This is a genomic window from Actinomadura sp. NPDC048021 (assembly GCF_040653135.1).
In the GTDB taxonomy this organism is placed as follows: Bacteria; Actinomycetota; Actinomycetes; order Streptosporangiales; family Streptosporangiaceae; genus Spirillospora; species Spirillospora verrucosospora.
On the sequence record NZ_JBEZJQ010000027.1, the window covers coordinates 104,169 to 126,983 of the forward strand.

General features: G+C 70.1%; 23 protein-coding genes. 6 read left to right on the forward strand and 17 right to left on the reverse strand.

From position 1 onward, the window contains the following. Positions 1 to 39 precede the first annotated feature (39 nt). The 4 genes from AB0C87_RS34285 to AB0C87_RS34300 form a co-directional block, all read right to left on the reverse strand. A complete protein-coding gene (locus AB0C87_RS34285) occupies positions 40 to 783 on the reverse strand; it encodes a cytochrome d ubiquinol oxidase subunit II (protein WP_345181800.1) in 744 nt (247 codons plus the stop codon). A gap of 13 nt (positions 784 to 796) precedes the next feature. After that, positions 797 to 2,062 (reverse strand): cytochrome ubiquinol oxidase subunit I, encoded by a 1,266-nt coding sequence (locus tag AB0C87_RS34290; protein WP_360581305.1) that lies wholly within the window; start codon positions 2,060 to 2,062, stop codon positions 797 to 799. A 107-nt stretch (positions 2,063 to 2,169) separates the two neighbouring features. After that, positions 2,170 to 3,306, reverse strand: coding sequence for an MFS transporter (locus AB0C87_RS34295; protein WP_360581318.1), 1,137 nt, complete (start codon positions 3,304 to 3,306; stop codon positions 2,170 to 2,172). A gap of 221 nt (positions 3,307 to 3,527) precedes the next feature. Then, complete coding sequence (locus AB0C87_RS34300) at positions 3,528 to 4,100, reverse strand: TIGR03086 family metal-binding protein (RefSeq protein ID WP_345181795.1); 573 nt, start codon at positions 4,098 to 4,100, stop codon at positions 3,528 to 3,530. Positions 4,101 to 4,542: 442 nt separating this feature from the next. Here AB0C87_RS34300 and AB0C87_RS34305 point away from each other — a divergent pair, with 442 nt between their 5' ends. Continuing rightward, positions 4,543 to 5,019 carry a hypothetical protein gene (locus AB0C87_RS34305; protein ID WP_360581306.1) on the forward strand — a complete coding sequence of 159 codons (477 nt, stop codon included), beginning with the start codon at positions 4,543 to 4,545 and terminating at the stop codon, positions 5,017 to 5,019. A 411-nt stretch (positions 5,020 to 5,430) separates the two neighbouring features. Here the strand turns inward: AB0C87_RS34305 and AB0C87_RS34310 are convergent, their stop codons facing one another. From AB0C87_RS34310 to AB0C87_RS34335, 6 genes are all read right to left on the reverse strand, one after another. Further along, entirely contained in the window at positions 5,431 to 5,652 is a 222-nt protein-coding gene (locus AB0C87_RS34310) for a DUF397 domain-containing protein (protein WP_353834270.1), read from the reverse strand. 502 nt (positions 5,653 to 6,154) lie between these two features. Beyond that, on the reverse strand, positions 6,155 to 6,679 hold the full coding sequence (locus AB0C87_RS34315) for a GNAT family N-acetyltransferase (protein WP_360581307.1): 525 nt from the start codon (positions 6,677 to 6,679) through the stop codon (positions 6,155 to 6,157). A 50-nt stretch (positions 6,680 to 6,729) separates the two neighbouring features. Further along, the gene (locus AB0C87_RS34320; RefSeq protein WP_353834272.1) at positions 6,730 to 7,152 is read right to left on the reverse strand and encodes a nuclear transport factor 2 family protein; all 423 of its coding nucleotides are present in this window, start codon (positions 7,150 to 7,152) and stop codon (positions 6,730 to 6,732) included. A gap of 284 nt (positions 7,153 to 7,436) precedes the next feature. Then, entirely contained in the window at positions 7,437 to 8,114 is a 678-nt protein-coding gene (locus AB0C87_RS34325; protein ID WP_360581308.1) for a hypothetical protein, read from the reverse strand. A gap of 409 nt (positions 8,115 to 8,523) precedes the next feature. Next, a complete protein-coding gene (locus tag AB0C87_RS34330) occupies positions 8,524 to 8,850 on the reverse strand; it encodes a hypothetical protein (protein ID WP_345181775.1) in 327 nt (108 codons plus the stop codon). 388 nt (positions 8,851 to 9,238) lie between these two features. Then, on the reverse strand, positions 9,239 to 9,817 hold the full coding sequence (locus AB0C87_RS34335; RefSeq protein WP_353834274.1) for a GNAT family N-acetyltransferase: 579 nt from the start codon (positions 9,815 to 9,817) through the stop codon (positions 9,239 to 9,241). Positions 9,818 to 10,179: 362 nt separating this feature from the next. On the opposite strand from AB0C87_RS34335, the gene AB0C87_RS34340 reads away from it, so the two are divergent. Then, the gene (locus tag AB0C87_RS34340; protein WP_353834275.1) at positions 10,180 to 10,701 is read left to right on the forward strand and encodes a pyridoxamine 5'-phosphate oxidase family protein; all 522 of its coding nucleotides are present in this window, start codon (positions 10,180 to 10,182) and stop codon (positions 10,699 to 10,701) included. After that, entirely contained in the window at positions 10,686 to 11,789 is a 1,104-nt protein-coding gene (locus AB0C87_RS34345) for a serine hydrolase domain-containing protein (RefSeq protein WP_360581309.1), read from the forward strand. Before AB0C87_RS34340 ends, AB0C87_RS34345 begins: the two co-directional genes overlap by 16 nt. Here AB0C87_RS34345 and AB0C87_RS34350 read toward each other — a convergent pair. Together AB0C87_RS34350 and AB0C87_RS34355 are read right to left on the reverse strand one after the other, a co-directional pair. Beyond that, positions 11,779 to 12,483 (reverse strand): DUF72 domain-containing protein, encoded by a 705-nt coding sequence (locus AB0C87_RS34350; RefSeq protein WP_353834277.1) that lies wholly within the window; start codon positions 12,481 to 12,483, stop codon positions 11,779 to 11,781. The genes AB0C87_RS34345 and AB0C87_RS34350 overlap by 11 nt on opposite strands. Before the next feature lie 36 nt (positions 12,484 to 12,519). Continuing rightward, positions 12,520 to 12,978, reverse strand: coding sequence for a hypothetical protein (locus AB0C87_RS34355; protein WP_345181763.1), 459 nt, complete (start codon positions 12,976 to 12,978; stop codon positions 12,520 to 12,522). 80 nt (positions 12,979 to 13,058) lie between these two features. Here AB0C87_RS34355 and AB0C87_RS34360 point away from each other — a divergent pair, with 80 nt between their 5' ends. After that, positions 13,059 to 14,096 carry a tyrosine-type recombinase/integrase gene (locus tag AB0C87_RS34360; RefSeq protein ID WP_353834279.1) on the forward strand — a complete coding sequence of 346 codons (1,038 nt, stop codon included), beginning with the start codon at positions 13,059 to 13,061 and terminating at the stop codon, positions 14,094 to 14,096. A 353-nt stretch (positions 14,097 to 14,449) separates the two neighbouring features. On the opposite strand, the gene AB0C87_RS34365 is transcribed toward AB0C87_RS34360, so the two are convergent. From AB0C87_RS34365 to AB0C87_RS34375, 3 genes are all read right to left on the reverse strand, one after another. Further along, positions 14,450 to 16,840 (reverse strand): excinuclease ABC subunit UvrA, encoded by a 2,391-nt coding sequence (locus AB0C87_RS34365; RefSeq protein WP_360581310.1) that lies wholly within the window; start codon positions 16,838 to 16,840, stop codon positions 14,450 to 14,452. A gap of 69 nt (positions 16,841 to 16,909) precedes the next feature. After that, positions 16,910 to 17,386, reverse strand: coding sequence for a helix-turn-helix transcriptional regulator (locus AB0C87_RS34370; protein ID WP_345181754.1), 477 nt, complete (start codon positions 17,384 to 17,386; stop codon positions 16,910 to 16,912). Between the two features lie 71 nt (positions 17,387 to 17,457). Beyond that, positions 17,458 to 18,114, reverse strand: a complete 657-nt coding sequence (locus AB0C87_RS34375; protein ID WP_353834281.1) for an HAD-IB family phosphatase — start codon at positions 18,112 to 18,114, stop codon at positions 17,458 to 17,460. A 137-nt stretch (positions 18,115 to 18,251) separates the two neighbouring features. On the opposite strand from AB0C87_RS34375, the gene AB0C87_RS34380 reads away from it, so the two are divergent. Then, on the forward strand, positions 18,252 to 18,971 hold the full coding sequence (locus tag AB0C87_RS34380; protein ID WP_360581311.1) for a VTT domain-containing protein: 720 nt from the start codon (positions 18,252 to 18,254) through the stop codon (positions 18,969 to 18,971). A gap of 111 nt (positions 18,972 to 19,082) precedes the next feature. Continuing rightward, positions 19,083 to 19,844 carry a phosphatase PAP2 family protein gene (locus AB0C87_RS34385; protein ID WP_360581312.1) on the forward strand — a complete coding sequence of 254 codons (762 nt, stop codon included), beginning with the start codon at positions 19,083 to 19,085 and terminating at the stop codon, positions 19,842 to 19,844. Positions 19,845 to 20,098: 254 nt separating this feature from the next. Here the strand turns inward: AB0C87_RS34385 and AB0C87_RS34390 are convergent, their stop codons facing one another. Then, entirely contained in the window at positions 20,099 to 20,767 is a 669-nt protein-coding gene (locus AB0C87_RS34390) for a response regulator transcription factor (protein ID WP_345181745.1), read from the reverse strand. After that, positions 20,764 to 22,542: a histidine kinase gene (locus tag AB0C87_RS34395; protein WP_360581313.1), complete on the reverse strand. Its 1,779-nt coding sequence runs from the start codon at positions 22,540 to 22,542 to the stop codon at positions 20,764 to 20,766. Before AB0C87_RS34395 ends, AB0C87_RS34390 begins: the two co-directional genes overlap by 4 nt. Positions 22,543 to 22,815 lie beyond the last annotated feature (273 nt).

The following is a 22,815-nucleotide window of genomic DNA, read 5'->3' on the forward strand; positions in this document are numbered from 1 at the left end:
CCGCAGCAGACGCCGCTCGACACCCCTCACCCCGACCGCCTACAGGTACGAGGGCGACTCCACACGCCCCCGGAACGTCCACCACACCAGCGCCTGCGACGCCAGCAGCAGCGGCAGCACCACCACCGTCACCACCGCCGTCACCGTCAGCCCCGCACCCTCGGCCACCACCCGCGACCACTCCACCTGCACCCCGGCCACCACCGGCGCCCCCGCCATCACCAGCGCCGACAACCCGTACCGGGCCGGAACCCGCCCCGCACGCCCCGCCAACCCCACCGGCAGCCGCCACCGCGCGAACCCCGCACCATGCCAGGCGAACAGCACCGCCAACGGCAACCCCGCGACACTCCCCACACCCATCCCGCCACCGGCCAGCACCGAACCCAGCACCGACCCCCACGCCAGCGCCAGCGCCCAACTCCCCGCCACCACCGCCGCGTCACACCCGCCACGCCACCCCGCCGCGTCCACCCGGCCCCGCAGCCACAACCCCATGTCCCGCACGACCCACCCGAACAGCAGCACCGCGAACAGCGGATACAACTCCTCCAGCAACCCGTGCTCCAGCCCCGGGAACGCACCCGCCACCAGCCCCGCCGCCGCCACCAGCCACACCTCGTTGCCCAGGAAGAACGGCGCGAACGACGCGATCACCAGCCGCCGCTCCCGCTGATCCCGCCCCAGCCACGGCAGCAGCATCCCCACCCCGACATCGGCACCGGCCAGCACCAGATACCCGGCCGAGAACACCGCCAGCAACACCACCGCGAGAGAATCCATCACCAGGCTCCTGTCAGAACGTCGGGCTCATCACCGGCGCGGCCGGCTCCGCCGGGGGAGGGGCACCCAGCCCCGCCCCCTCCGGACCCCGCCGCGCGAACCGCACCAGCAGCCACGCGTTCACCCCGAACAGCACCCCGAACAGCACCGAGAACGCCACGAACGACACCGTGATCGCCCCCGACCCCACCCCCGGCGACAGCGCGTCCCGCGTCTTCAGCACCCCGTACACCATCCACGGCTGCCGCCCCACCTCACGGAACACCCACCCCGACACCATCGCCACATACGGCAGCGGCACCGCCACGATCATCAGCACGTGGAACACCCGCCCCCGCACCAGCCACCCACCGAACGGGAACTTCACCAGCGCCACCAGCGCCACCAGAAGCATCAGCAACCACATCGTCACCATCAGCCCCTCACCGACCCCCGCCAGCACCGGCGGCCGATAGTCGTCCGGCCCGAACCGCGCCGTGAAATCCGCCACCGCGGCCGCCGCCTTGTGCCCGCCCGTCTTCGTCGGCTGCGCGTACTGGAACTGCGTCCCACCGAAAACCACCACCGGCATCACCGACACCATCACCGTCAGCAACCCGATCCGCATCGACCGCCGGAAGAACTCCACCTCCGCCGTCCGCCGCAGCAGGTGAAAACCACTCACCCCCGCCATGAAGAACCCCGCCGTCAGCAACCCCCCGAACAGCACATGGAAGAACGCCAGCAACGCCGTCGGATTCGTCAGCAGCGCCCCCGCATCGTCCAGCCGCGCCACACCGTCCACCATCACGAACCCCACCGGACGCTGCAGCCACCCGTTCGCCACCAGCACGAAGTACGCCGACAGATACGCCGTCAACGTCACCACCCAGATCAGCGCCAGATGCACCCACCGGTTCAGCCGATCCCACCCGAAAATCCACAACCCCAGGAACGTCGACTCCACGAAGAACGCCACGATCGTCTCCAGCGCCAGCGGCACCCCGAACACGTTCCCCGTCACCCGCGACAACCCCGACCAGTTCAACCCGAACTGGAACTCCATCACCAACCCGGTGACGATCCCCACCGCATAGTTGATGACATACAACTGCCCCCAGAACCGCACCATCCGCGCATGCACCGGACTGCCCGACACCGTCGCCCGCGTCTGCGTCAACGCCACCAGCGTCGCCAACCCCAGCGTCAGCGCCACGAACAGAAAATGCGTGCCGGCCGTCAACGCGAACTGCACCCGCGCCAGAACCAGCGCGTCCCCACCCATCAGCGCACGCTCCAAGAATCGATCCGCAACGACCCCACGATCCTCGGCCCGCACCCACCGCCCACGAATCCGGCGAGAGCGTTCAACCGCCCTGCGCCTTTCGCGTACCGGCCACCCGCCGCCTACGACTCCGGATGTACGCCGCCCCGCCGCGCCCCCAACCCCAGCACGACCGCCACCACCACATACGGCACCGCCGCCACCCCCATCAACACCCCCGCACCCGCCCACCGCGACCCCAGCGCATACCCCGCGAACACCAGAACCGCCACCGCCTCCGCCCCGAACCCCGCCACCGACGTCACCGTCGCCCGCGCCCCATCACCCACCTGCTCCTGCAACCCCGCGTCCGCCGCCGCCATCGCCCACCGGAACACCCCGAACGCCACCGCCACCAGCACCAGCCCACCCGGCCGACCACCCCACGACCCCACCGCCAGGCACACCGCACCCACCCCGAGCACCGGCGCCAGCCACCGCACACCCCGCCCCGCCGCCCAACCCCCAACCGCATCACCCACCGTCACCACCATCACCAGCAACGGCACCACCGACGCCGCCACACCCGTCGACCGCACCAGCAACGGCACATACTCATCCAGCGCCGTCACACCCTCCAGCACCACCACCAGGACCAGCGCCCGCCGCACCGCCGGCTCACCCCGCACCTGCGCCCACCCCTGACGCACCACCGACCCGAACGACGGCTCCTCCGCACCCTCACCGCCACCCCGCGACTCCGGCAGAAACCACCCCACCACCGCACAGCCAACGCAAGCCGCCACACTCGCCGCACCCAGCCCCCGGTACCCCCACACCGCCAGCACCGGCGACGCCACCGCCGACGCGGCCACCACCGCCAGCAGCGACACCGCCTCAGACCGCCCGACCAACCGCGCATAGGCGCCCGACGCCCCGACCCGCTGCAACTCCTCGTACACCAGCGCCTGCATCGTCCCCGAACGCAGCGCCGACCCCGCGCCCCACAGCACGAAACCAGCCGCGAACGCCGGATACGAAGGAAAGAAAGCCCACAGCCCGAAACCCGCGCCCGGCAGCAGGGGAGCGGCCACCAGCAGCCACCGCCGCGAGAACACATCCGCCCACAAACCGGACGGCAGCTCCAGAGCGAACGCCGTGACCGACCAGATCACGAACAACGACGAAACGGCGGCGGGGGAGAGCCCGGTCTCGGCGAACAGCACCGCGTACACCGGGTACAGAAGAACGAAATCCTCAAGGAACGCGTAGCCGTACAGCCTCCGCGCGAGCCCCGCCTCAGGTGAAGATCAATGTCGTCGACGCATGCCCGCACCCTAACCGGCACAAGCCCAACCGCGCACCAAAATATCCGGGGGAGCGCCGAGCCGCTGGACGAGCACGGCCCCGGCATCGCTTCCCCCCGGGGAGGTCGGTGAAGCGGGGGAGAGGCCCAACCAAGCCCACCGACAGTCACTCTCCGTAACGAATACTGCTCGTTTCACGCACCTGCGGGGGAGCGACCGAAGAGGGCCAGCAGGCGCACCTGATCGTCGGCGTCCTCGGAGACAGAAGCCTCGGGACCCAACATGCCCGCCTCACGACCAGCAGGCGCCATCTGCCGCGCGGTCGCCAGCGCGGGCCCCACCAGATCGGCGTCGAAGACGACCGACTGCCCGGTGGCCTCGGCCAGATCCCACGCGTGGACGAGCAACTCCAGCGGATAACCCTCCAGCCACTCACACAACGTCATCTCCAGCCCGAGAGCCAACTGCACCGGCCGCGCCAGCGCCTCGGGCGTCAGCTCGGCCATCATCCGCGCGCGCACCTGCCGCCAGGACCCCAACGGATCAGCACCGGCGACCTCGCGCCAATCCGGATCGTCCTCGGGCAGCGGACGCCCGGCGGCCCGCATCTCGACCACCAGCAGCCCGGCCGTCACATGCCCGGCCACGTCGACCGCCGCCCAGCCCTCACACGGCGAGGGGGACAGCCACCGGTCCGCCGGCACCGCAGTCAGTACCGCCTCGAAGACGTCCAACGCACGAACGAACCCTTCCGGCACCAACCACATCACCTCTACTGAAGACCTCTGCAATTCGACCTGCCACTATTCTCAGCGCTCGAGACGCGACCGCCCTCTGATATGCCGTGGGCGTAACCTTGCGCCCGCTCGCACACCCGAATGGCGGGTGGAAAGCGACCGCGCGGTGGATGTTCACCATCCCCATGCTTTGCAGCGGACGACTCAACCCGCATCCCGCTCTCGTCAAGGAGATCGCCATGGCGTTGGACCTGACCGAAGCGGACATCAGAGCGATCGCCGGCGTCGACGACTGGCGTGGCGGCATCATCGCGCCCAGCGATCGGCCGTCTCAAGCCGCCGTTCGAATACCCGACAGCTCGCGGCCTCCGACGGAGCATCCGGTAATCCGTCTGCCTGTATTCCTAGGACCTGTCGGAGGGTTCGGCGAACCGCATCGCCTCCGAGGACGCCGTGCGGCGATGATGCAGGGGTGTTCTTCGAAGATCTCACCGTGTACGACTACCTGGCCGAGGACTCGTTCACGGATGGGGAGTCCGGTTTCTATGGCCTCTGGTACCGGCCGACGTACGTACGCCTGAACGTTGGGTGGCTGGAGGTCGGCAGGCCGTACTCGACAGGTCCCGTCCCCGGGGTGTTCCCAGAGAAGCTGAAGGCCATCCAGAAGCTGCAACGGATGAACGTCTGTCTCGGGGTGCATGAGTGCGATCTCTGTCCTCCGGGAGAGGGCCCGGAAGGAAACGGGGAAGTCCGGATCCCAGGTGCGCCCGGGCTCGCGTACGCAGCTCCGTCGCTGATCATCCACTACATCACCGAGCACGGCTATCAGCCGCCCGAGGCCTTCGTCGACGCCACTCTTGCCGTGGACCTCGATGAGTGGTCCGCCGCCCACTGGCCTGACGTCCCGTTCCCTTGGATCCCCGACGACGCGGAACGCCTCCTGGAGTAGGCCACGGTCGTCGCGAGACGGCTACTTAACATAATGTTCATTATCGACCAACCGACAGACCCGCCGAGAGCGGGGCAATCTTCCGTGGTGTCGCTCGCGCTCGGACGAGTCGGGATTGGGACACCCGCGCCGACGCCGTGCAGCCGGTCAGCCGGTCAGCCGGTCATCCGGTCATCCCGAGGGTGCGGTCGGGGTCGTGCCTTCCCGACAGGCTGTGTCGCCGCTGATGGACGAGTAGGCCCTGGTGGATGTCCAAGGTGTTGGACGCGCAGGCGTTGCGTTCCGCAATCGCTGGAGTGCGGCTCGTATTTGTTCGGGTGGGTGGAAGTCCTTGGGATGGAACCACGTACAGAAGGTGCGCCCCTAGGCGATAAACTGCATCGCCTAGGGGCCAGATGACTTACCCGTGGCTCAGACGACGCTCTTCACGAACGGCGCCCAGGCCTGGTGAGAGAACTGCAGGATTCCGCGAGCCCGGTCCTTGGAGTCGCGGACCTGTACGGGACCGATCCAGCGTCGACGCTCGAGGCAGTTGCCCCCGTTACCGCCGCTGTACGATGACTTGTACCACTCTTGATTGCTCATTTCGCTCCTAGAGTAGCCCGATTGGGTTGCGTCTATTGTATCGCCCATGACGTGCTGGTGCGGGGTTTACTGTCGTTTCGTCGTGGCCGTGAAAGCCGTCCAGGGTAGCGCCTGGTCACGGTTAGCGACGACGCAAAGGTCAGGCATCGGCGCGACCGTTTCCACTGCGGCGAATGTGGACGTAGATGTTCCCGTACCCCTAAGCGGTTCGCCGTTACGGACTACCCCTCCGCTACCTTCAGGGCCTCGATGAAAGAGGACCGCAGTCGGTCCCGGGAGCCTCGCTTAGAGGTCCGATTCGATCCCGGAGCTAGGGGGCGGGTCGGGGAATGGAGTCTCGTTAAAAGTTGGACGCACAAATCGACGGCAGCGCGCTAGAACAGCATGCAGAGCCGCTAGTTCGGACGCGGTGGTCGTGGCGGTCAAGCTGCATGCTGCGGCGCCTCGCCGACAGTCGCGGCGAGGACGATCACCCAATCTCGCCACGATCAGGGGAATTCGCAGGACAGGCTGGTCGTGATCATTAGCGAGCAACAGCACCCAGAGCCGTTCATGCGGAGTGCGTCGCATGAACGGCGGTGAGGTCGATCCAGAAGCGATCCTCGCCGCGGGCGCGCCCGTCGTGCACGCCACCGTTGGCGAGGATGACCCGCCGGGAAGGCTCGTTGTCGGCGGCGCACGTCAGCAGGACCCGATCCAGACCGAGCCGGCGGGATTCCGCCAATCCCGCCGCGAGCATCCGCGTGGCGTGGCCCTGCCTGCGCCACGGCAACACGACGTGATACCCGATATGCCCGCCGACTTCGGCGAGCTCCGGCGTCAGGCGATGCCGCAGGATCAGGGTCCCGATGTAGTGCTCGCCCGAGACGTACCAGAACGTCGTGCACGGGACGCCCCAACGCTCCTGCACGCCGCGCCGACTCGCCACGAACGCCTCGAAGTCCCGATGGGCCTCGTCCAGCCAGTCCGCCGGGTCGCCGCTCGCCAGATGGTCGTCCCTCTCCCCGGCCAGGAACGACTCGCGCACCGCCGTCGTGGGCGGCACCAGTCGGGGCGGCCGGGCGAGATCATCCATCGGACCAGTCTGGCCCAACCCCGTCGTCGGCGGAACCGGGTTGGTTCCGGTCAGGGCACGAAGGCCTGGGCGACGGCAAGACTGTCCTCGTAGACGTGGTGCCGGACGATCAGGCCGTCCTCGACCGTGAGGTGCAAGGCGAACCGGGCCCGATAGGCGCGCCCGGTGGATCGGGACGTCTGTCGGATCTCGCCCAGCACCACCGCGTCATCGCCGTCCACCAGGATGCGCTCCACCTGCGTGTCAACCTTCTCGGGCACGTGGTGCTCGGCGATCTGCCGGTAGTGCTCGGCGGCGTCCGCGCGCCCGGACCGGTGCCGGATCCAGGGCGTGGCGGCGCGGCCGTGCTCCGCTTCGGGCCAGTCCAGCTTCCAGTCGCAGTGCTCGGCGTAGATGGCGGCGATCCGCTCAGGGTCGCCTTCGCCGATCCGGCGGAGCAACTCCTCCACGACGGCGCGCGTGCTCGTTGACATGGTGGTTCCGGACATGGGCGACCTCCGTCGATGTGCAGTCGGCTCGGTGAGCAACACTGCCAGCGCCTTCTGCCCCGCGGCGATGACCTCCCAGGTAAGGATCAAGGTGGCACCGGCCCTCCTCCGCGCGGGGCCTCTCGTGTGATTTCAGGTTAAACCAGACAGAAGGTGGATTCTGTCTGGTTTCTATCATTGCTCAACTCTTACCTCTCCTGACTGCATGGTCCTGGTTCAGTCTGGCCGAGATGGCGTTCTGTAACGGGACAGCTTTCGCTATCAGTCGCTTACCTGAGAACGTACGGGTCCATCACTGTGCGCAGGTCGACAATTGTCGGTTCACCTACCTTCTTGTATTCTCCGGTCGAGTCGGCGATGGCGTGCGGTGAACACGGTTCGGCGGCGCTCCCATCTGGGACGTCTGGGCGGAAGTCGGCCCCGGTCACTTCCGTTTTCGTTAGTAGTTTGCCGGTGAGCGCCTCATAAATCGTCACGGCGTATCTGCCCTTGAACAGGTTGTAGGAGAACGGCCTGTCATTCGCTTGCGGCTGCCCGAGCATTCCCGAGTTATCGGGCTGGTAGTCGCAGCGCTGGACGAAGTCGCCCTGCCCGACCAGATCGACGCACGCGACGAGTTGTACTGTCGACGGGTCGGTCGGTGCCCAGATCTTCAGCGCGGCGGCGTCCATCTTGGTCGGGTTGGAGTCGGGAACGGGCCATTGGCCGTACACCAAAATCGGCCGTGGTCCGCCGGCCGCCCGCGGCGCGGCCTGCTTGAAGCCGCGTGGCTTGGAGCACATCTGGCGGTACTGGTAAACCGTGAACGGCTTGTCATCAGGCATGGCGAGGTACACGCCACCCGCCACGACCATCCCCACCACCCCGAGGAAGATTCCTGCCTTCACTGCTTTGCGCGCCACCAGCGACACTCCTCCTGAAACGGCATCCTGTACGCCGTATTCCATCAATCCAGAGCGTTTTGTGCCACTCGGGCTGGATGGTCTTCTCTCAAACGTGACCTCGGAGACTCGATGTCGCTGTAGTCACGCGGCCGACCTGGTCGAATTAGCTTAGGAAAAGTCGCCGCGAAAGCGGAAGCGGGGCCTGTTACCGCCCTCGGCCACAAGCAGCAGCCAGCTGCCGAAGAAGAAAGCCGGCCCGATGAGGGGCAGGCCGGCCTTGTGCCGTTCCGCGCGCCCTGGGGCACGCGCGCGTCCACAAAAGCGTCCAAGCCCTCGAAGCCAAACAGCGGATCGGTGGAGGTCAACATCTCCCCCGCTGGAGGGAAGGGCCGTCGGATGGCCGGCCTCGGAGCTACGTCACGATCGGGCGGTCGGACAGTTGGGCAAGCCTGGTGAGACGAGTGGTTCCATGTCAGATCACCGGCCGACCGGCGTGCGCGGCCACTTCGGTGAAGTAGGCGCGGAACAACGGCTCGTCACTGGAGGGCACCCGGACCGCCATGGTGGAGCGGTACCCGAAGGAGGCCAGGTCGGTGCCGTAGAGGGCGGTGCGCGGATCATTCACGGCGCCGAAGATCAGTTCGCCGGGTCTGCCCGGCTTCCTGTAGTGCACCAGGACCCCGAGCCAGTGCAGCGGGATCCGGAGCGTGGTCGTCAGGTCGTTCGGCTGGAACAGTTCGAACACCCCCCGGTCCACACGCACATGCAGCTTCTCGTAATCGAACGTGAGGGGATCCATGGGGGAAGAGTCCTCCGGTGTGTGCCATCGCTGGTCGGGTGTCACAGCAGCCTCGTTCCACGGCGACCGTGGCCGCTCCGATGAGCAGCGCCACGGTGTCGTGGATGATGTCGAGTAGGCGGGAACGATCTTCAGCCGCGAGGTTCGGGTGGGGTGTCGGGGTCGTAGTGGATCGTGAACGCACGCCGAAACCAATCAGGGCCCACGTCCAGGCCGCCGTGATCCTCTCCCCCATGGTCACGGTCGTTCGTCACGGTGAACTCCTCATCGCTGGAGGCCCTGGAAGAATACGAGCACGGGTATCCCGTCGAGCTGAGCGACCGGACGTACTCGCCTGCGGGGGCCCGGGTATGCCGCTCGCCATGGAGGAGAGAGGCCGTGTGCCGCCTCAGCGCGTCTCCTCCCACATGGCGCGAGTCATCTCGTACTCGACTTCGCCGAGGTGCGCGTCCGGCAGCGGATCGTCGAACTGCGGGTGGTACGTGCGCACGTACCGCATGCCGATGGCCCGCATCACTCCTATGGATCCTGCGTTGGCGGCCATGGTCTGCGCGATCACACGGCTCTGCCCGACGGTGTCGAAGGCGTGCCGCAGAAGGGCGCGGGACGCTTCACTGGCCAGGCCCTGCCGCCAGTACCGGCGGACGAGCCGGTACCCCAGATCGCAGACGGTGGGGTCGTCGGGCTGATCGGGACCATGCGCAGGCGGCAGCATCATGAGGCCGACGAACTCACCTTCGTCCCCTCCATCGGAGAGGTGGGCCATCCAGAAGCCCAGCCCGTCTACCTTGCTTGCCAGGGCCATCCGCCGCTGATGAGTCGCGGCCACCTCGTCCCTGGTCGGCGTCCTCGCGTCGAGATAACGCAGCACCTCGAGGTCGGAGTCCAGGTGGACCTCCAGGTCGAGATGCCGATCGGCCAGCGGCACCAGCAGCAGACGCTCGGTGCGCAAGGTCGGTTGAGGCATGGGGCAACCGTTTCACGCCGACATCGGTGAGGCGATCGTTTTCCCCCCGGCTGTGTCCGGTGGATCACTCTGTGATCCAGAGCAGGGCGCTGACCAGGGTGGAAGTCGCTTCGGGTTCGCCCCCACTCCCCCAGTGAGGTCCGTGATCAGGCTGGCTGTGCGTGCTTCGGCTTTCTGGCCGGGACGAGCTTCCCGCGCTTCCGGCGATGGCGCACCGAGGCCTGTGTGGCTGCCGACCTGCGTGGTCGGGGCGGACCGATGAGTTTCTTGGCGAGTTCAGGTCATCCTCAGGACGACACGTAGTACGTGCCGGAAGGCATGGCTGGCCGACTGCCGTGTCCCCGTCGATCGAAGGATGTGACATGTTCGCCAGTGAACCGGACGTTGAGCTCGGGCCGTTCTCGTCTCCGGGCGCGCAGGCGACGCCGTGGGCGTCGGCGTTGGCGGTCATCGGTGAGGCGGAGGTGTTCTGGCTTTCCACGGTGAGGCCTGACGGTCGACCTCATGTGACGCCGTTGCTGGCGTTCTGGAGTCTGGGTGGTATGTGCTTCACCACGGGCGGGGAGGAGCGCAAGGCGCGGAATCTTGAGGAGAATCGTCACTGTGTGCTGACGACCGGCACGAGTGCGTTGACCGGTGTGGACGTCGTCATTGAGGGGCTTGCGTCCGTGGTGGAGGAGCGCTCGGAGCGGGAGCAGGCCGTCGCGGACTTCGAGCGGAAGTATGGCGCGCATCTGACCAGCCCTGAGGGCACCTGGCATGGGCTGGGTGAGGCGGTCGTCGCCGGCGATGTCAGGTTGTATCGGGTGGCGCCGACTGTCGGATTTGCTTTCGGGAAGCTGCCGACGGCCAGTCAGACTCGCTACACGTGGGCGAGCCGGTGACGAGGGTGCCGTCGCTGCAGCAGAAGGTGCAAGGCGTCCTTGACGAACTCGTCGAGGACGGAGCCGAGACGGGTTTGCAGGTTGCGGTTCACCATCGCGGTGCTCTTGTCGTCGATGCTGTCGCCGGGGTCGCCGACGGTGAGACCGGGCGCAGGGTGTCCCCGGAGACTCTCTTTTTCAGTTTTTCTTGCGGCAAGGTCATGACGTCGCTCATCGCTCATCTGCTCGTCGGGAGTGGTGCCATCGGATATGGCACTCCGGTGGTCGAGGTGTGGCCGGAGTTCGGTGCTCATGGGAAGGCGGCTGCGACTCTTCGTCATGTGCTCACGCATTCGGTCGGCGTCCCGGCGATGCCTGGTGGGATCGGCCCTGCCGGTCTGCCGGATTGGTCGCGGGTGTGCGCTGCGATCGCTGAGGCCGAGCCGCGGTGGCGGCCTGGGACGGAGACGGGGTACCACTCGTTCACCTACGGGTTCCTCGTGGGCGAGGTCGCGCGGCGGGTCACGGGCAAGTCGATGCGGCGGCTCTTGCGCGAGTGGGTGGCCGCGCCGTTGGGCATCGACGGCGACTTGTACTTCGGTGTGCCGCGGACCGAGTTGGCCCGGTTGGCGCGGCTTGAGGATGCCGCGCCGGATGCGGGTGGCTCGCCTGGTGGCGATGCCGTTCTTGCGTCTTGGGAGCTGCGGCCGACCGCGGCCATGGGTAATGGCCGTGAGTTGCTGGAGGCGGACGTTCCGTCGGTCGGGACGTTCACGGCGCGGGGAATCGCGGCGATGAACGCGGCGGTCCTGGACGGTCGGCTCATCGATTCGCGTCGGCTTGAGGAGTTGACGGCGGTGGCGTTCGAGGGCACTGACCGGGTCTTCGGCAATCCTGTGCGGCTGGGCTTGGGTTATCCGCTCGGTCGGATCGGTACTGAGCCGGATGAGACGCCTACGACGTTCGGCTGGGTGGGGGGTGGCGGTAGTTATGTCTATGCGGACGTCGCCACCGGTACTTCGTTCGCCATGACCAAGACTCGGCTGACGCCGCATTTCGGGGCCGCGCAGCGGCTGGCGGATCTGGTTGCGGCGGGGATCAGCTCGTGAGGTCGGTGAAGCGCAGGGCGTTGCGGACGGCGGCGCCGCCGGGGTCGTTGTTGAAGTAGACGTAGGCGTCCTGTGTCCCGGCGAGTTCGTCGGCCCAGCGTTGGAGGGTCTCGTCGTCGTATTCGGGCCAGGGGTCGGCGGGTCCCTCGTGGAAGCGCAGGTAGAGCCAGTCGGTCGTGCGCCATAGGGGTGTCTGCGGTTCGCCGAGTCGGTCGGCCCAGCACAGGGCCGCGCCGTGGTTTTCCAGGACGTGGCGTGTCTGGTCTGTCCACCAGGAGGGGTGGCGGGGTTCGACGGCGATGCGGGTGCCGGGCGGGAACTGGCGCAGGCATTCGGTGAGGCGGTCGGTGTCGGCTTGCAGGGTGGGCGGGAGTTGGAGCAGGACGGGGCCGAGCCTGTCCCCCAGGCCGTTGGCGGCGTTCATGAGGCGCGCGACGGGCTCGGCTGGGTCTTTGAGGCGTTTCATGTGGGTGAGGTAGCGGCTGGCCTTGACCGCCATGACGAAGCCGGGTGGGGTGTTGTCGCGCCAGAGTTCGAAGGTCTCGCGGGTGGGGAGGCGGTAGAAGGCGTTGTTGTTCTCGACGGTGGTGAAGGTGTCGGCGTAGTGGGGCAGCCAGCGTCGTTGGGCGAGGCCGGGTGGGTAGAGGACGTCGCGCCAGTCGGCGTACTGCCATCCCGATGTGCCGATGAGCACGGTCCCCTCCCCTGTCCGGTGGACGCGTGCGGGTGGTCATACCCGTTTGCGGTGCGGTTCCAGGGCGCGGATGTAGTCGACGAGGCGGACGCCGATCTCGAAGGGGATGTCGGGGCCGGTGAGGTCGGTGTCGGGCCAGGTTTCGGAGATGCGGCGCCAGGTGGTGCGGCCGAGGAAGGTGCCGGTGCGGGGTTCGTCGCCGAGGTCGGTGCGCCATGCGGGTTCGGTGGTGAGCAGGCGGGTGAGGGCGGCCTCGTTGTCGGGTTCGGCGGGGTGTTCGGCGTGGAAGCCGATCTCGATGGCGTGGTGGCGGGCGCCGGGGGCGAGTTCGGCGGGGATGATCTGGGCTTCGTAGTGCTCGCGCTGGGGGGCGGGGTCGCCGAACCAGGCTTTGACGCCGTTGTGGCGTGTCTGGATGTGGGGGTGGCCGAGGCGGGGTGGTGTGGAGCCGCGGATGATCTCGCCGATCTGGTCGAACAGTGCCCGCTCCCCCATGTTGTGGATCTTACGGGGTTCTGTCGGTGGCGGGGGGTAGCGTCCGGCGGGTGCGTCCTGCCGATGTTCAGCGTGTGTCCGTGGCCGAGTGTGTGGATCGCTATGCGGAGATGGTGCGTGCGAAGGCGTCGACGGGTGCGCTGGCGCCGGCGTCGGCGGAGGTTTATGTGCGGGACGTGGTGACGTTCGGGGCGCTGGCGGGTGAGGACCGGGTGCTGGACGATCTGACGGGTGAGGACGTCGATGAGGTTCTGCTCAGGTTCGCGCGTAAGCCCGATGAGCGGCGTCGGCGGGGGGCGCGGCCTGTGGGGGCGGGGGGTGGGCCGTTGCAGAGTGCGGCGTCGCAGGCGCGGTTCCGGCGTTCGGTGTCGGCGTTCTTCCGGCATGCGGTGGTGGCGGGGTGGGTGCAGTTGAATCCGATGCAGGCGGTGACGGTGCGGCCGAAGCAGCGGGGTGGGCTGCGGGCGGAGCGGCGTGCGTTGACGGTGGAGCAGGCGGAGGGGTTGCTGGGGGCGGCGCGTGGTCTGGTGGATGCGCCGGACGGGGGTGCGGGGGTTCGGCGGCGTGCGGATCAGCGCACGGAGTTGCGGGACGGGTTGATCGTGTTGCTGCTGGCGGCGGTGGGGCCGCGGGTGTCGGAGCTGACGGCGGCGAATGTGGAGGATTTCTTCGTCAACGGGGGGACGCGGTACTGGCGGATCTTCGGTAAGGGCGGGCGGACGCGGGATGTGCCGCTCCCCCGTCCGGTGGCGGAGGTTCTGGACGCGTATCTGGCGGAGGGGCGGGGGTTGCTGGATCGGGGGCGGGAGGCGAAGGCGCTGTTGTTGTCGTGGCGGGGGCGGCGGTTGGCGCGGGGTGATGTGCAGGGGGTGATCGACCGGGTGCTGGAGCGGGTGGATGCGGGGCGGCGGCGGAGTGTGACGCCGCATGGGCTGCGGCATACGACGGCGACGCATCTGCTGGCTGCGGCGACGGACATGGATGCGGTGCGGCGGGTGCTGGGGCATGCGGATCTGTCGACGTTGGGCCGGTATCGCGATGAGCTTCCGGGTGAGTTGGAGGCGGCGATGCGGGTGCATCCGCTGTTGGGTCCGGTGGAGGGCCGGCGGGGTGGTTGAGGGGGTCGGCGGCCTGGTGCGCTGGGCCGTGGTTGCGGGCCGGGGCTGATCTGCGCCTGTCCGGTCGGTTCGGCGGTGGCCGCGAAGCGGGGTAGCTCGTCCCCTGGCGATCAGGCTTGCGCGCCGAGGGGGTGAGGCCGTTCAGAGCTTGACCGCGGAGGGCGGAACGGGCGGTGTGGTGGCTCGCTCGCCGGCGACCACCGGCCGGCGCACCTGAAGGCGTTGCCCATATCCGTGACCGAGGCGCGGGAGCCCTGGAGATGTCAGAACGAGAAGTCGCGATCGTCTACCGCGACTTCTCGTTCTGAGGCTGGTCGGCTTACGCCCTCTGCGTGGTCGTGGTGGGGGTGGGTTCAGGTGCCGATGTAGGCGGCGAGGTGTTCGCCGGTGAGGGTGGAGCGGGCGGCGGCGAGGTCGGCCGGGGTGCCTTCGAAGACGATGCGGCCTCCGTCGTGGCCGGCGCCGGGGCCGAGGTCGATGATCCAGTCGGCGTGGGCCATGACGGCCTGGTGGTGCTCGATGACGATGACGGACTTGCCGGCGTCGACGAGGCGGTCGAGGAGGCCGAGGAGGTGTTCGACGTCGGCGAGGTGGAGGCCGGCGGTGGGTTCGTCGAGGACGTAGACGCCGCCGTCTTCGGCCATGTGGGTGGCGAGTTTGAGGCGTTGGCGTTCGCCGCCGGACAGGGTGGTGAGGGGCTGGCCGAGGGTGAGGTAGCCGAGGCCGACGTCGGCGAGGCGGCGCAGGATGCGGTGGGCGGCGGGGATGCGGGCGTCGCCGGTGGCGAAGAACTTTTCGGCCTCGTCGACGGGCATGGTGAGGACGTCGCTGATGTCCTTGCCGCCGAGGGTGTAGTCGAGGACGTGGGCTTGGAAGCGTTTGCCTTCGCATTCCTCGCAGGGGATGGCGACGCCGGCCATCATGGCGAGGTCGGTGTAGATGACGCCCGCGCCGTTGCAGTTGGGGCATGCGCCTTCGGAGTTGGCGCTGAACAGTCCGGGTTTGACGCCGTTGGCCTTGGCGAAGGCCTTGCGGATGGGGTCGAGGAGTCCGGTGTAGGTGGCGGGGTTGCTGCGTCGTGAGCCGCGGATGGGGGTCTGGTCGATGGAGACGACGCCGGCGCCCTTGGGGATGGAGCCGTGGATGAGGGTGCTCTTGCCGGAGCCGGCGACGCCGGTGACGGCGACGAGGACTCCGAGGGGGATGTCGACGTCGACGTCGTGGAGGTTGTGGGCGTTGGCGCCGCGGATCTGCAGGGTGCCGGTGGGGGTTCGCAGGTCGGTCTTGAGGGGGGTGCGGTCGTCGTAGTGGCGGCCGGTGAGGGTGCCGCTGGTGCGCAGTTCGTCGAGGGTGCCCTGGAAGCAGATGGTGCCGCCGGCGGTGCCGGCGGCGGGGCCGAGGTCGACGATGTGGTCGGCGATCGCGATGGTCTCGGGTTCGTGTTCGACGACCAGGACGGTGTTGCCCTTGTCGCGCAGGCGCAGGAGGAGGTCGTTCATGCGCTGGACGTCGTGGGGGTGCAGGCCCATGGTGGGTTCGTCGAAGACGTAGGTGACGTCGGTGAGGGATGAGCCGAGGTGGCGGATCATCTTGGTGCGTTGTGCCTCGCCGCCGGACAGGGTGCCGGAGGGGCGGTCGAGGGAGAGGTAGCCGAGGCCGATCTCGACGAAGGAGTCGAGGGTGTCGCCGAGGGCTTTGAGGAGGGGGGCGACGGAGGGTTGGTCGAGGGCGCGGACCCAGTCGGCCAGGTCGCTGATCTGCATGGCGCAGGCGTCGGCGATGCTGATGCCGTTGATCTTCGATGAGCGGGCGGTGTCGCTGAGGCGGGTGCCGCCGCAGTCGGGGCAGGGGGTGGTGGTGACGGCGCGTTCGACGAAGGCGCGGATGTGGGGCTGCATCGAGGCGCGGTCTTTGCTGAGGACGGATTTCTGGATTTTGGGGATGAGGCCTTCGTAGGTGACGTTGACGCCCTCGACCTTGATCTTGGTGGGTTCCTTGTGGAGGAGGTCGTGGAGTTCGGTGGGGGTGTAGTCGCGGATGGGCTTGTCGGGGTCGAAGTAGCCGCAGCCGCGGAAGATGCGGCCGTACCAGCCGTCCATGCTGTGGCCGGGGACGGTGAGGGCGCCCTGGTTGAGGGAGAGGGTGTCGTCGTAGAGGGCGGTGAGGTCGAAGTCGTTGGCGGTGCCGGTGCCTTCGCAGCGGGGGCACATGCCGCCGGTGACGCTGAAGCTGCGGTGTTCTCTGACGGTCTTGCCCGAGCGTTCGAAGGCGACGGCGCCGGATCCGCTGATGGAGGCGACGTTGAAGGAGAAGGCCTGGGGTGAGCCGATGCGGGGTTCGCCGAGGCGGCTGAACAGGATGCGCAGCATGGCGTTGGCGTCGGTGGCGGTGCCGACGGTGGAGCGGGCGTCGCCGCCCATGCGCTGCTGGTCGACGATGATGGCGGTGGTGAGGCCTTCGAGGACGTCGACGTCGGGGCGGGCGAGGGTGGGCATGAAGCCCTGGACGAAGGCGCTGTAGGTCTCGTTGATCATGCGCTGGGATTCGGCGGCGATGGTGCCGAAGACCAGGGAGCTCTTGCCGGAGCCGGAGACGCCGGTGAACACGGTGAGGCGGCGCTTGGGGAGCGTGACGTCGACGTCCTTGAGGTTGTTCACGCGTGCGCCGTGCACGCGGATCAGGTCGTGGGTGTCGGCGGCGTGGGGCGCGGGCGGGTGCGCGTCCGTGCTCGTGGCGCTGCTCATCGTGTCGTGTCTCCCTGTGTGGGGCGTGGCGGTGGCACCTGTCTACCCGATCGGTGGTGCGGGTGGGTGTCAGGTTAGGGGCGGGGGTCCGGTGGGGGCTTCTCGATTCCTGATCGGTCTGGTGACCTGTTTTTCCAGGCAGGACGGTACGCCGGCGGCGGTGCCGGAGGAGGTGAGTTCGGCTGTGGTGTCGGCCGCTTGGCGGCGGTAGGCGCTGGGGGGCATGCCGACCAGTTCGGTGAAGCGGGTGCTGAAGGTGCCGAGGGAGGAGCAGCCGACGGCGAAGCACACGTCGGTGACGCTGAGGTCGCCGCGGCGCAGGAGGGCCATCGCGCGTTCGATGCGGCGGGTCATCAGGTAGGAGTAGGGCGATTCTCCGTAGGCCTGGCGGAACCGGCGGCTGAGGTGGCCGGCGGAGATGTTGGCGCCGCGTGCCAGCGCTTCGACGTCCAGGGGCTGGGCGTATTCGCGGTCGATGCGGTCGCGGACGCGGCGCAGCAGTGCGAGGTCGCGCAGGTGGTTGGGGTCGGCGGGTGTGCTGGTCACGTGGCGATCGTGCCATGCGGGGCGGGGTGCGGGGCGTGTCGGGGCGGGTTTGTTCGGCGTGCTCCCCCAGGTCAGCGGCCTTGCGGGGGTGAGGCGGGGTGGAGGGTGCGGGCGAGGGCGTAGGCGTCGCGGAGGTCGGTGCCGCGGTAGTCGAGGGCGGCGATGCCGGCGAGGTGGTGGTCGGCGTTGACGGCGACGGTGCGGGTGAGGTGGCGGAACAGGGGGGCGTCGGACATGGAGTCGCCGTAGGCGGTGCACTGGTCGGTGGTGAGGCGGTGCCGGGCGAGGAGGTCGTCGGCGATGCGGACCTTGTCGGCGGGGGTGAGGATTCCGGCGGGGTCGAGGGTGCCGGTGAAGGGCATCGGGGGGAAGCGGGAGGCGACGACGTCGTCGAAGCCGTGGTCGAGGAGGTGGCGGGCGAAGAAGTCGGGCGACATGGTGATGACGGCGGAGTGTTCGCCGCGGGCGCGGATGTCGGCGCAGACGTCGGTGATGCCGGTGAGCCAGGTGGCGGCGCGGTAGGCGGTGGCGACGACTGCGGGGGTGAGGTGGCGCCACAGGCGGTGGATGCGGGTGGAGAAGCCGCGGGTGTCGAGGGTGCCGGCGGCGAAGCGGGCCTCGAGGTCGTGGAGTTCGGGGAGGGTGCCGAGGTGGCGGGCGATCTCGAGGTTGGCGGTGGTGCCGGTCAGCAGGGTGCCGTCCATGTCGAAGATGTGCAGGTGTCCCACAGTGTGTGAAGTGTGGTGGAGCCGGGGCCGGGACGCGAATCGATTTCGCGGGGCGGGGTCCCCCTGACGAAGGTGGGGGGTGCGCGGCGTCTTTCGCGGGATCCGCCGGGGGGTGGGGCTTTCCTAGCGTCGTGGCCATGGACGGAATCATGGGCATGGTGGACACGGCGGTGACGTCGCCGTGGTTCTATCTCGTGCTGTTCGCGGTGGCGGCGATCGACGGTTTCTTCCCGGTGGTGCCGAGCGAGAGCATGGTGATCACTGCGGGGGTGTACGCGGCGGGCGGACAGCCGGAGCTGGCGCCGGTCGTGGCGTTGGCGGCGGCGGGCGCGTTTGTGGGCGATCATGTGTCGTACCTGGTGGGGCGCCGGGCGAGCGGGCGGCTGGTGCGGGGGGCGCGGCCCGGGACGCGGCGGCATGCGGCGCTGGGGTGGGCGCGGCGGACGATGGCCGAGCGCGGCGGGTTGATCCTGGTGGTGGCGCGGTACGTGCCGGGCGGGCGGACGGCGGTGACGGTGACGATGGGGGCGGTCGGGTACCGGCTGCGGTCGTTTTCGCTGTTCGCGGCGGTGGCGGCGGTGTCGTGGGCCCTGTACGGGGCACTGCTCGGGTATGTGGGCGGGGTGGCGTTCGAGGACGAGCCGCTGAAGGGTGTGGCCGTCGGGCTGGGGTTGGCCCTGGGGGTGACGGCGACGGTGGAGGTCGTGCGGTTCGCGCGGCGCCGCCGCAGGGCGGCGGACACCGCGGTGGCGGACGCGGTGGCGGGCGCAGGGGTGGACGCAGGGGTGGAGCGGTCGCCGGAGGGGCCGGGCGGGCGGAGGACGGCCGCACGAGTGGGGCCATTGCCCGGCGAGTGATCCCCCTAAGGTGAAATGGTTGTCCTCCTGTGGCCGGTAGGTGAACATCAGCGGGCTTTGCGGTGTCTGACGGATGACGGGCACGGGGCCGCTGCGAGTGTGAGGGAGAGCATGGGAGCGCCGGATTTCAGCGCCGATCTGTACCGGGAGATCACCGAGTTCGCGCAGGGCACGCCCTCGTGGGTGCACGAGGCGGCGGACGTGGGCACCGACGGAGGGCTGCTGCTGTTCGCGGTGCTGTTCGTGGTGGGCTGGTGGCGGGCCCGGGGCCTGGACGCGCGGGCGATGGGGCTGGCGCTGGTGGCGCCGTTCGCGATGGTGTCGGCGTACCTGGTGAGCGAGGTGTCCAAGAGCTTCATCCAGGAGGAGCGGCCGTGCCGCGCGGTGGCGGGCGCGGTGCACATCGCGGCGTGCCCGGCGCCGGGCGACTGGTCGTTCCCGAGCAACCACGCGACGATCGCGGCGGCGTCGGCGGCGGCGATCGTGGTGGCGTGGCGGGCGCTGGCGCCGCTGGTGCTGCCGCTGGCGGCGCTGATGGCGTTCTCGCGGGTGTTCGTGGGCGTGCACTACCCGCATGATGTGGCGGCAGGGTTCCTGGTGGGCGTGGTGGTGGCGCCGGCGGCGGCGCTGGTGCTGGTGCTGGCGGCGCGGCCGCTGGTGGAGGCGCTGCGGGGCGTGGCGGCCGGGGCGGTGCTGCTCGGGGCGGGCCCGGCGGCGGCCCCGGGCCCGGGGCGGGGGATAACGCGGGGGGCGCCGCGGCCGGCGGCCGCGGCGGCGCCGATGGTCGGTGCGGCGGTCCCGATGGACGACGCGTCGGTGACGATGCCGGACGTGATGGGGGGCGTGCCGCCGCGTCGGGGCCCCCTCCGCTGACCGGACCGGCCGGGCAGGATCTCACGGGCCGTCCCGGACGGCGCTTCGGCGCCGCCCGGGGCGGCCCGTTCGCGTGCGGTGCCGGAGGAGGGGCCGTGCGCGGTGGGCCGATTCCTGACGGAAGTCGGGGCCGGGAGTGGCGTCCGGCCGGTGTGCGGGTCCTCCCCCGCTGCCCAGCGCTGCCAGCGTCGCCCGGGACGGCCGGACGGGAGGAACACGCTTGGGGTCCGGGGCGCACGCGCACCGCGCCGGGGTCAGGCGGGGTCGTCGGTGCCGTCGACGAGGCCGGCCTGGTAGGCCAGCACGGCGGCCTGCACGCGGTTGCGGACGTCCAGGCGGGTCAGGATCGCGCTGACGTAGGCCTTCACGGTTCCCTCGACGATGTGGAGGCGGCCGGCGATCTCGGCGTTGGACAGGCCCGCGCCGAGCAGCGCCAGCACCTGGCGCTCGCGGGGGGTGAGCCCGGTGATGCGGCGGCGGGCGCGGGCGCGGCCGTCCAGGCGCCCGCCGCCGATCTGGGTGATGACGCGGTGGGCGACCTTCGGGGACAGGTAGGCGGCGCCGCCGGCGACGGCGCGGACCCCGGCGATGAGCTCGCGGGGGTCGCCGGACTTGAGCAGGAAGCCGCTGGCGCCGCCGGCCAGGGCGCGGGCGATGTACTCGTCCTCGCCGAAGGTGGTGAGCATGACGACACCGGTGGCGGGGGCCAGGCGGCGCAGTTCGGCGGCGGCGGCCAGGCCGTCCAGGCGCGGCATGCGGATGTCCAGGAGCGCGACCGCGGGGCGGTGCCGCAGGACCAGGTCGACGGCTTCGCGCCCGTCGCCGGCCTCGGCGACGACCTCGATGCCGGGGTCGGCGGTCAGGATGGCGCGCACGCCCGCGCGGATCATCGCCTCGTCGTCGGCGAGCAGGGCCCGGATCACTGTTCCTCCTGGTCGTGGGCGCGCTGGGCGCTCAGCTGGCGGGTGTCGTAGGTGTCCTTGGCGATGAGGCGGCCGCCGGCGAAGCACAGCCGGTAGACGCGCCCGACGCCGAGGACGTTGGCGTCGGGCCGGTAGTAGCGGCAGTCGGCGCCGGGAGGTTCGGGGACGGCGGCGCGGACGGTGCCGGTGTCGAGGGTCTGCATGGGCGGCAGGACCCGCTCGGCGCGGTTCTGCGGGTCGCCGACGGCCAGTGCCCCGTAGTCGGCGGGCTTCAGGACGGAGTTGAGGGTGGCGAAGACGTAGTAGCCGGCCATGACCGCGCCGAGGACGGCCATGAGGGCGGTGGGGGCGGCGATCGCGGTGATCAGGCCGCGGCGGACACGGCGGCGCCCGCGGGCCAGGTGCCGGGCCGATTCGGAGTGCCACTCCCCCGCGGGCGCGGCCGCTCCGGGGGCCAGCCCGAGGGCGGTGCGCAGCGCGTCCCGCGCGGTCGGCCTGGCAGGAGCCCGGTCGGCGGCCGGGTCCGGGGCGGCGGGGATGTCGGCGGTGACGCGGAAGCCGCCGGCCGGGGTGGGCGCGGCGTGCAGGGTCCCGCCCAGCAGGCGGACGCGGTCGGTGAGGCCGGCCAGGCCGCGGCCGCCGGAGGGCAGCAGCGGAGGCCCGTCCGGCGGTCCGTCCGGCGGCGGGTCGTTGGCGACCGTGACGGTGGTCCCGCCGTTGCCGTTGCGGGCGAGGGCGACGGTGACGGCGGCGCCGGGGGCGTGCTTGGCGGCGTTGGTGATGGCCTCCTGCACGACGCGGTGGGCGGTGTGCGCGGCCATCGGCCCGAGCCCGGCGTGGCCGTCGTCGGCGTGGGGGTCGCCGGTGAGGCGGACGGGGACGCCGGAGGCGCGGGCGCGGTCGACCAGGTCGGGGATGCTCTCGCGGGCGGGCCGGAGCGGCGTCGCCGGGGAGCCCACCGCGGCGGAGGGCTCCCCGGCGGCCGGGTCCTCGGCGGCGTCGTCGCGCAGCAGGCCGATGATCTCGCGGAGGTGGTCGGTGGCGTCGGCGGCGCCGGTGCGCAGTTCGGCGGCGGCGGCGCGGTGCCGGTCCTGCAGTCCCGGCGCGACCTCCAGCGCGCCGGCGCGCACGGCGATCAGGGCCAGTTCGTGGCCGAGGGAGTCGTGCATGTCCTGGGCGATGCGGGCGCGCTCGCGGAGCCGTTCGCGTTCGGCGACGATGCGCTGCTGGTGCTCCAGGCGTTCGGCGCGTTCCCATCCGGCGCGCAGCAGCTCCTGGTACTGGCGCCAGTAGCGGCCCACCAGCCACGGCAGGACGCCGAACAGGACGAGCCAGACGGTGGCGGGGAACCAGGCGGTGACCTGCGTGCTGCGGACCGCCGACAGCAGCGCCCCGCCGACGAACACCCCGGTGAAGCCCCATAGCAGCGGCTGCGCGCGGGCGCTGCGCAGGCCCGCCAGGTAGGACAGGAAGGGCATGGCGAACACGAAGTTGCCGTGGACGAGGGTCAGCGCGATGACGGTGAGCAGCGCCGGGGCGGGCCAGGCGCGTCCCGCGGCGATCGCGGCGGCGAGGACGCCGAGCCCGGCCGCCTGCAGCCACCACGACGCCCGGCCGGGCTGTGGCGGGGAGACCATGCCGGTCAGGACGGGGAACGCCAGGACCCCGTACAGCAGGACGTCCTTGACCAGCGCGGCGCGGGAGGGCCGGCGGAGCAGCGCCCGCAGGCGGGACGGCGCGGGCGTCGGGAGACCGGGGGCCGCGGAGTCGTTCACGGGGTTCACGCTACTGGCCGGTGAACTGGGCCGTTACTGACGAAAGTCAGGGGCGCGGACGGCGGCTCCCGCCCCGCGATGATCTTCGATCGGTGCGCGGCGCGGGGCGGGGCTGAACTACGGTTGGCGCGTGACAGCGACCCCGCCCCGCCCCCGGCGCCGGCCCGGGCCCGCGCGCGGACCCCACCGGCGCGGCACCGTCAACCCCCCCCACCCCAACACACTACAACACAAACCCCAACCCCCCAAACAACCCCCCCCAGAAGCCACCCT

What these genes read in the sequence shown, in the direction of transcription:
- AB0C87_RS34285 (WP_345181800.1), bottom strand. Translation starts at nt 783, where the DNA reads ATGGATTCTCTCGCGGTGGTGTTGCTGGCGGTGTTCTCGGCCGGGTAT.
- AB0C87_RS34300 (WP_345181795.1), bottom strand. Translation starts at nt 4,100, where the DNA reads ATGTGGTTGGTGCCGGAAGGGTTCGTTCGTGCGTTGGACGTCTTCGAG.
- AB0C87_RS34310 (WP_353834270.1), bottom strand. Translation starts at nt 5,652, where the DNA reads ATGGGCGATACAATAGACGCAACCCAATCGGGCTACTCTAGGAGCGAA.
- AB0C87_RS34315 (WP_360581307.1), bottom strand. Translation starts at nt 6,679, where the DNA reads ATGGATGATCTCGCCCGGCCGCCCCGACTGGTGCCGCCCACGACGGCG.
- AB0C87_RS34320 (WP_353834272.1), bottom strand. Translation starts at nt 7,152, where the DNA reads ATGTCAACGAGCACGCGCGCCGTCGTGGAGGAGTTGCTCCGCCGGATC.
- AB0C87_RS34325 (WP_360581308.1), bottom strand. Translation starts at nt 8,114, where the DNA reads ATGGAATACGGCGTACAGGATGCCGTTTCAGGAGGAGTGTCGCTGGTG.
- AB0C87_RS34330 (WP_345181775.1), bottom strand. Translation starts at nt 8,850, where the DNA reads ATGGATCCCCTCACGTTCGATTACGAGAAGCTGCATGTGCGTGTGGAC.
- AB0C87_RS34335 (WP_353834274.1), bottom strand. Translation starts at nt 9,817, where the DNA reads ATGCCTCAACCGACCTTGCGCACCGAGCGTCTGCTGCTGGTGCCGCTG.
- AB0C87_RS34340 (WP_353834275.1), top strand. Translation starts at nt 10,180, where the DNA reads ATGTTCGCCAGTGAACCGGACGTTGAGCTCGGGCCGTTCTCGTCTCCG.
- AB0C87_RS34355 (WP_345181763.1), bottom strand. Translation starts at nt 12,978, where the DNA reads ATGGGGGAGCGGGCACTGTTCGACCAGATCGGCGAGATCATCCGCGGC.
- AB0C87_RS34365 (WP_360581310.1), bottom strand. Translation starts at nt 16,840, where the DNA reads ATGAGCAGCGCCACGAGCACGGACGCGCACCCGCCCGCGCCCCACGCC.
- AB0C87_RS34380 (WP_360581311.1), top strand. Translation starts at nt 18,252, where the DNA reads ATGGACGGAATCATGGGCATGGTGGACACGGCGGTGACGTCGCCGTGG.
- AB0C87_RS34385 (WP_360581312.1), top strand. Translation starts at nt 19,083, where the DNA reads ATGGGAGCGCCGGATTTCAGCGCCGATCTGTACCGGGAGATCACCGAG.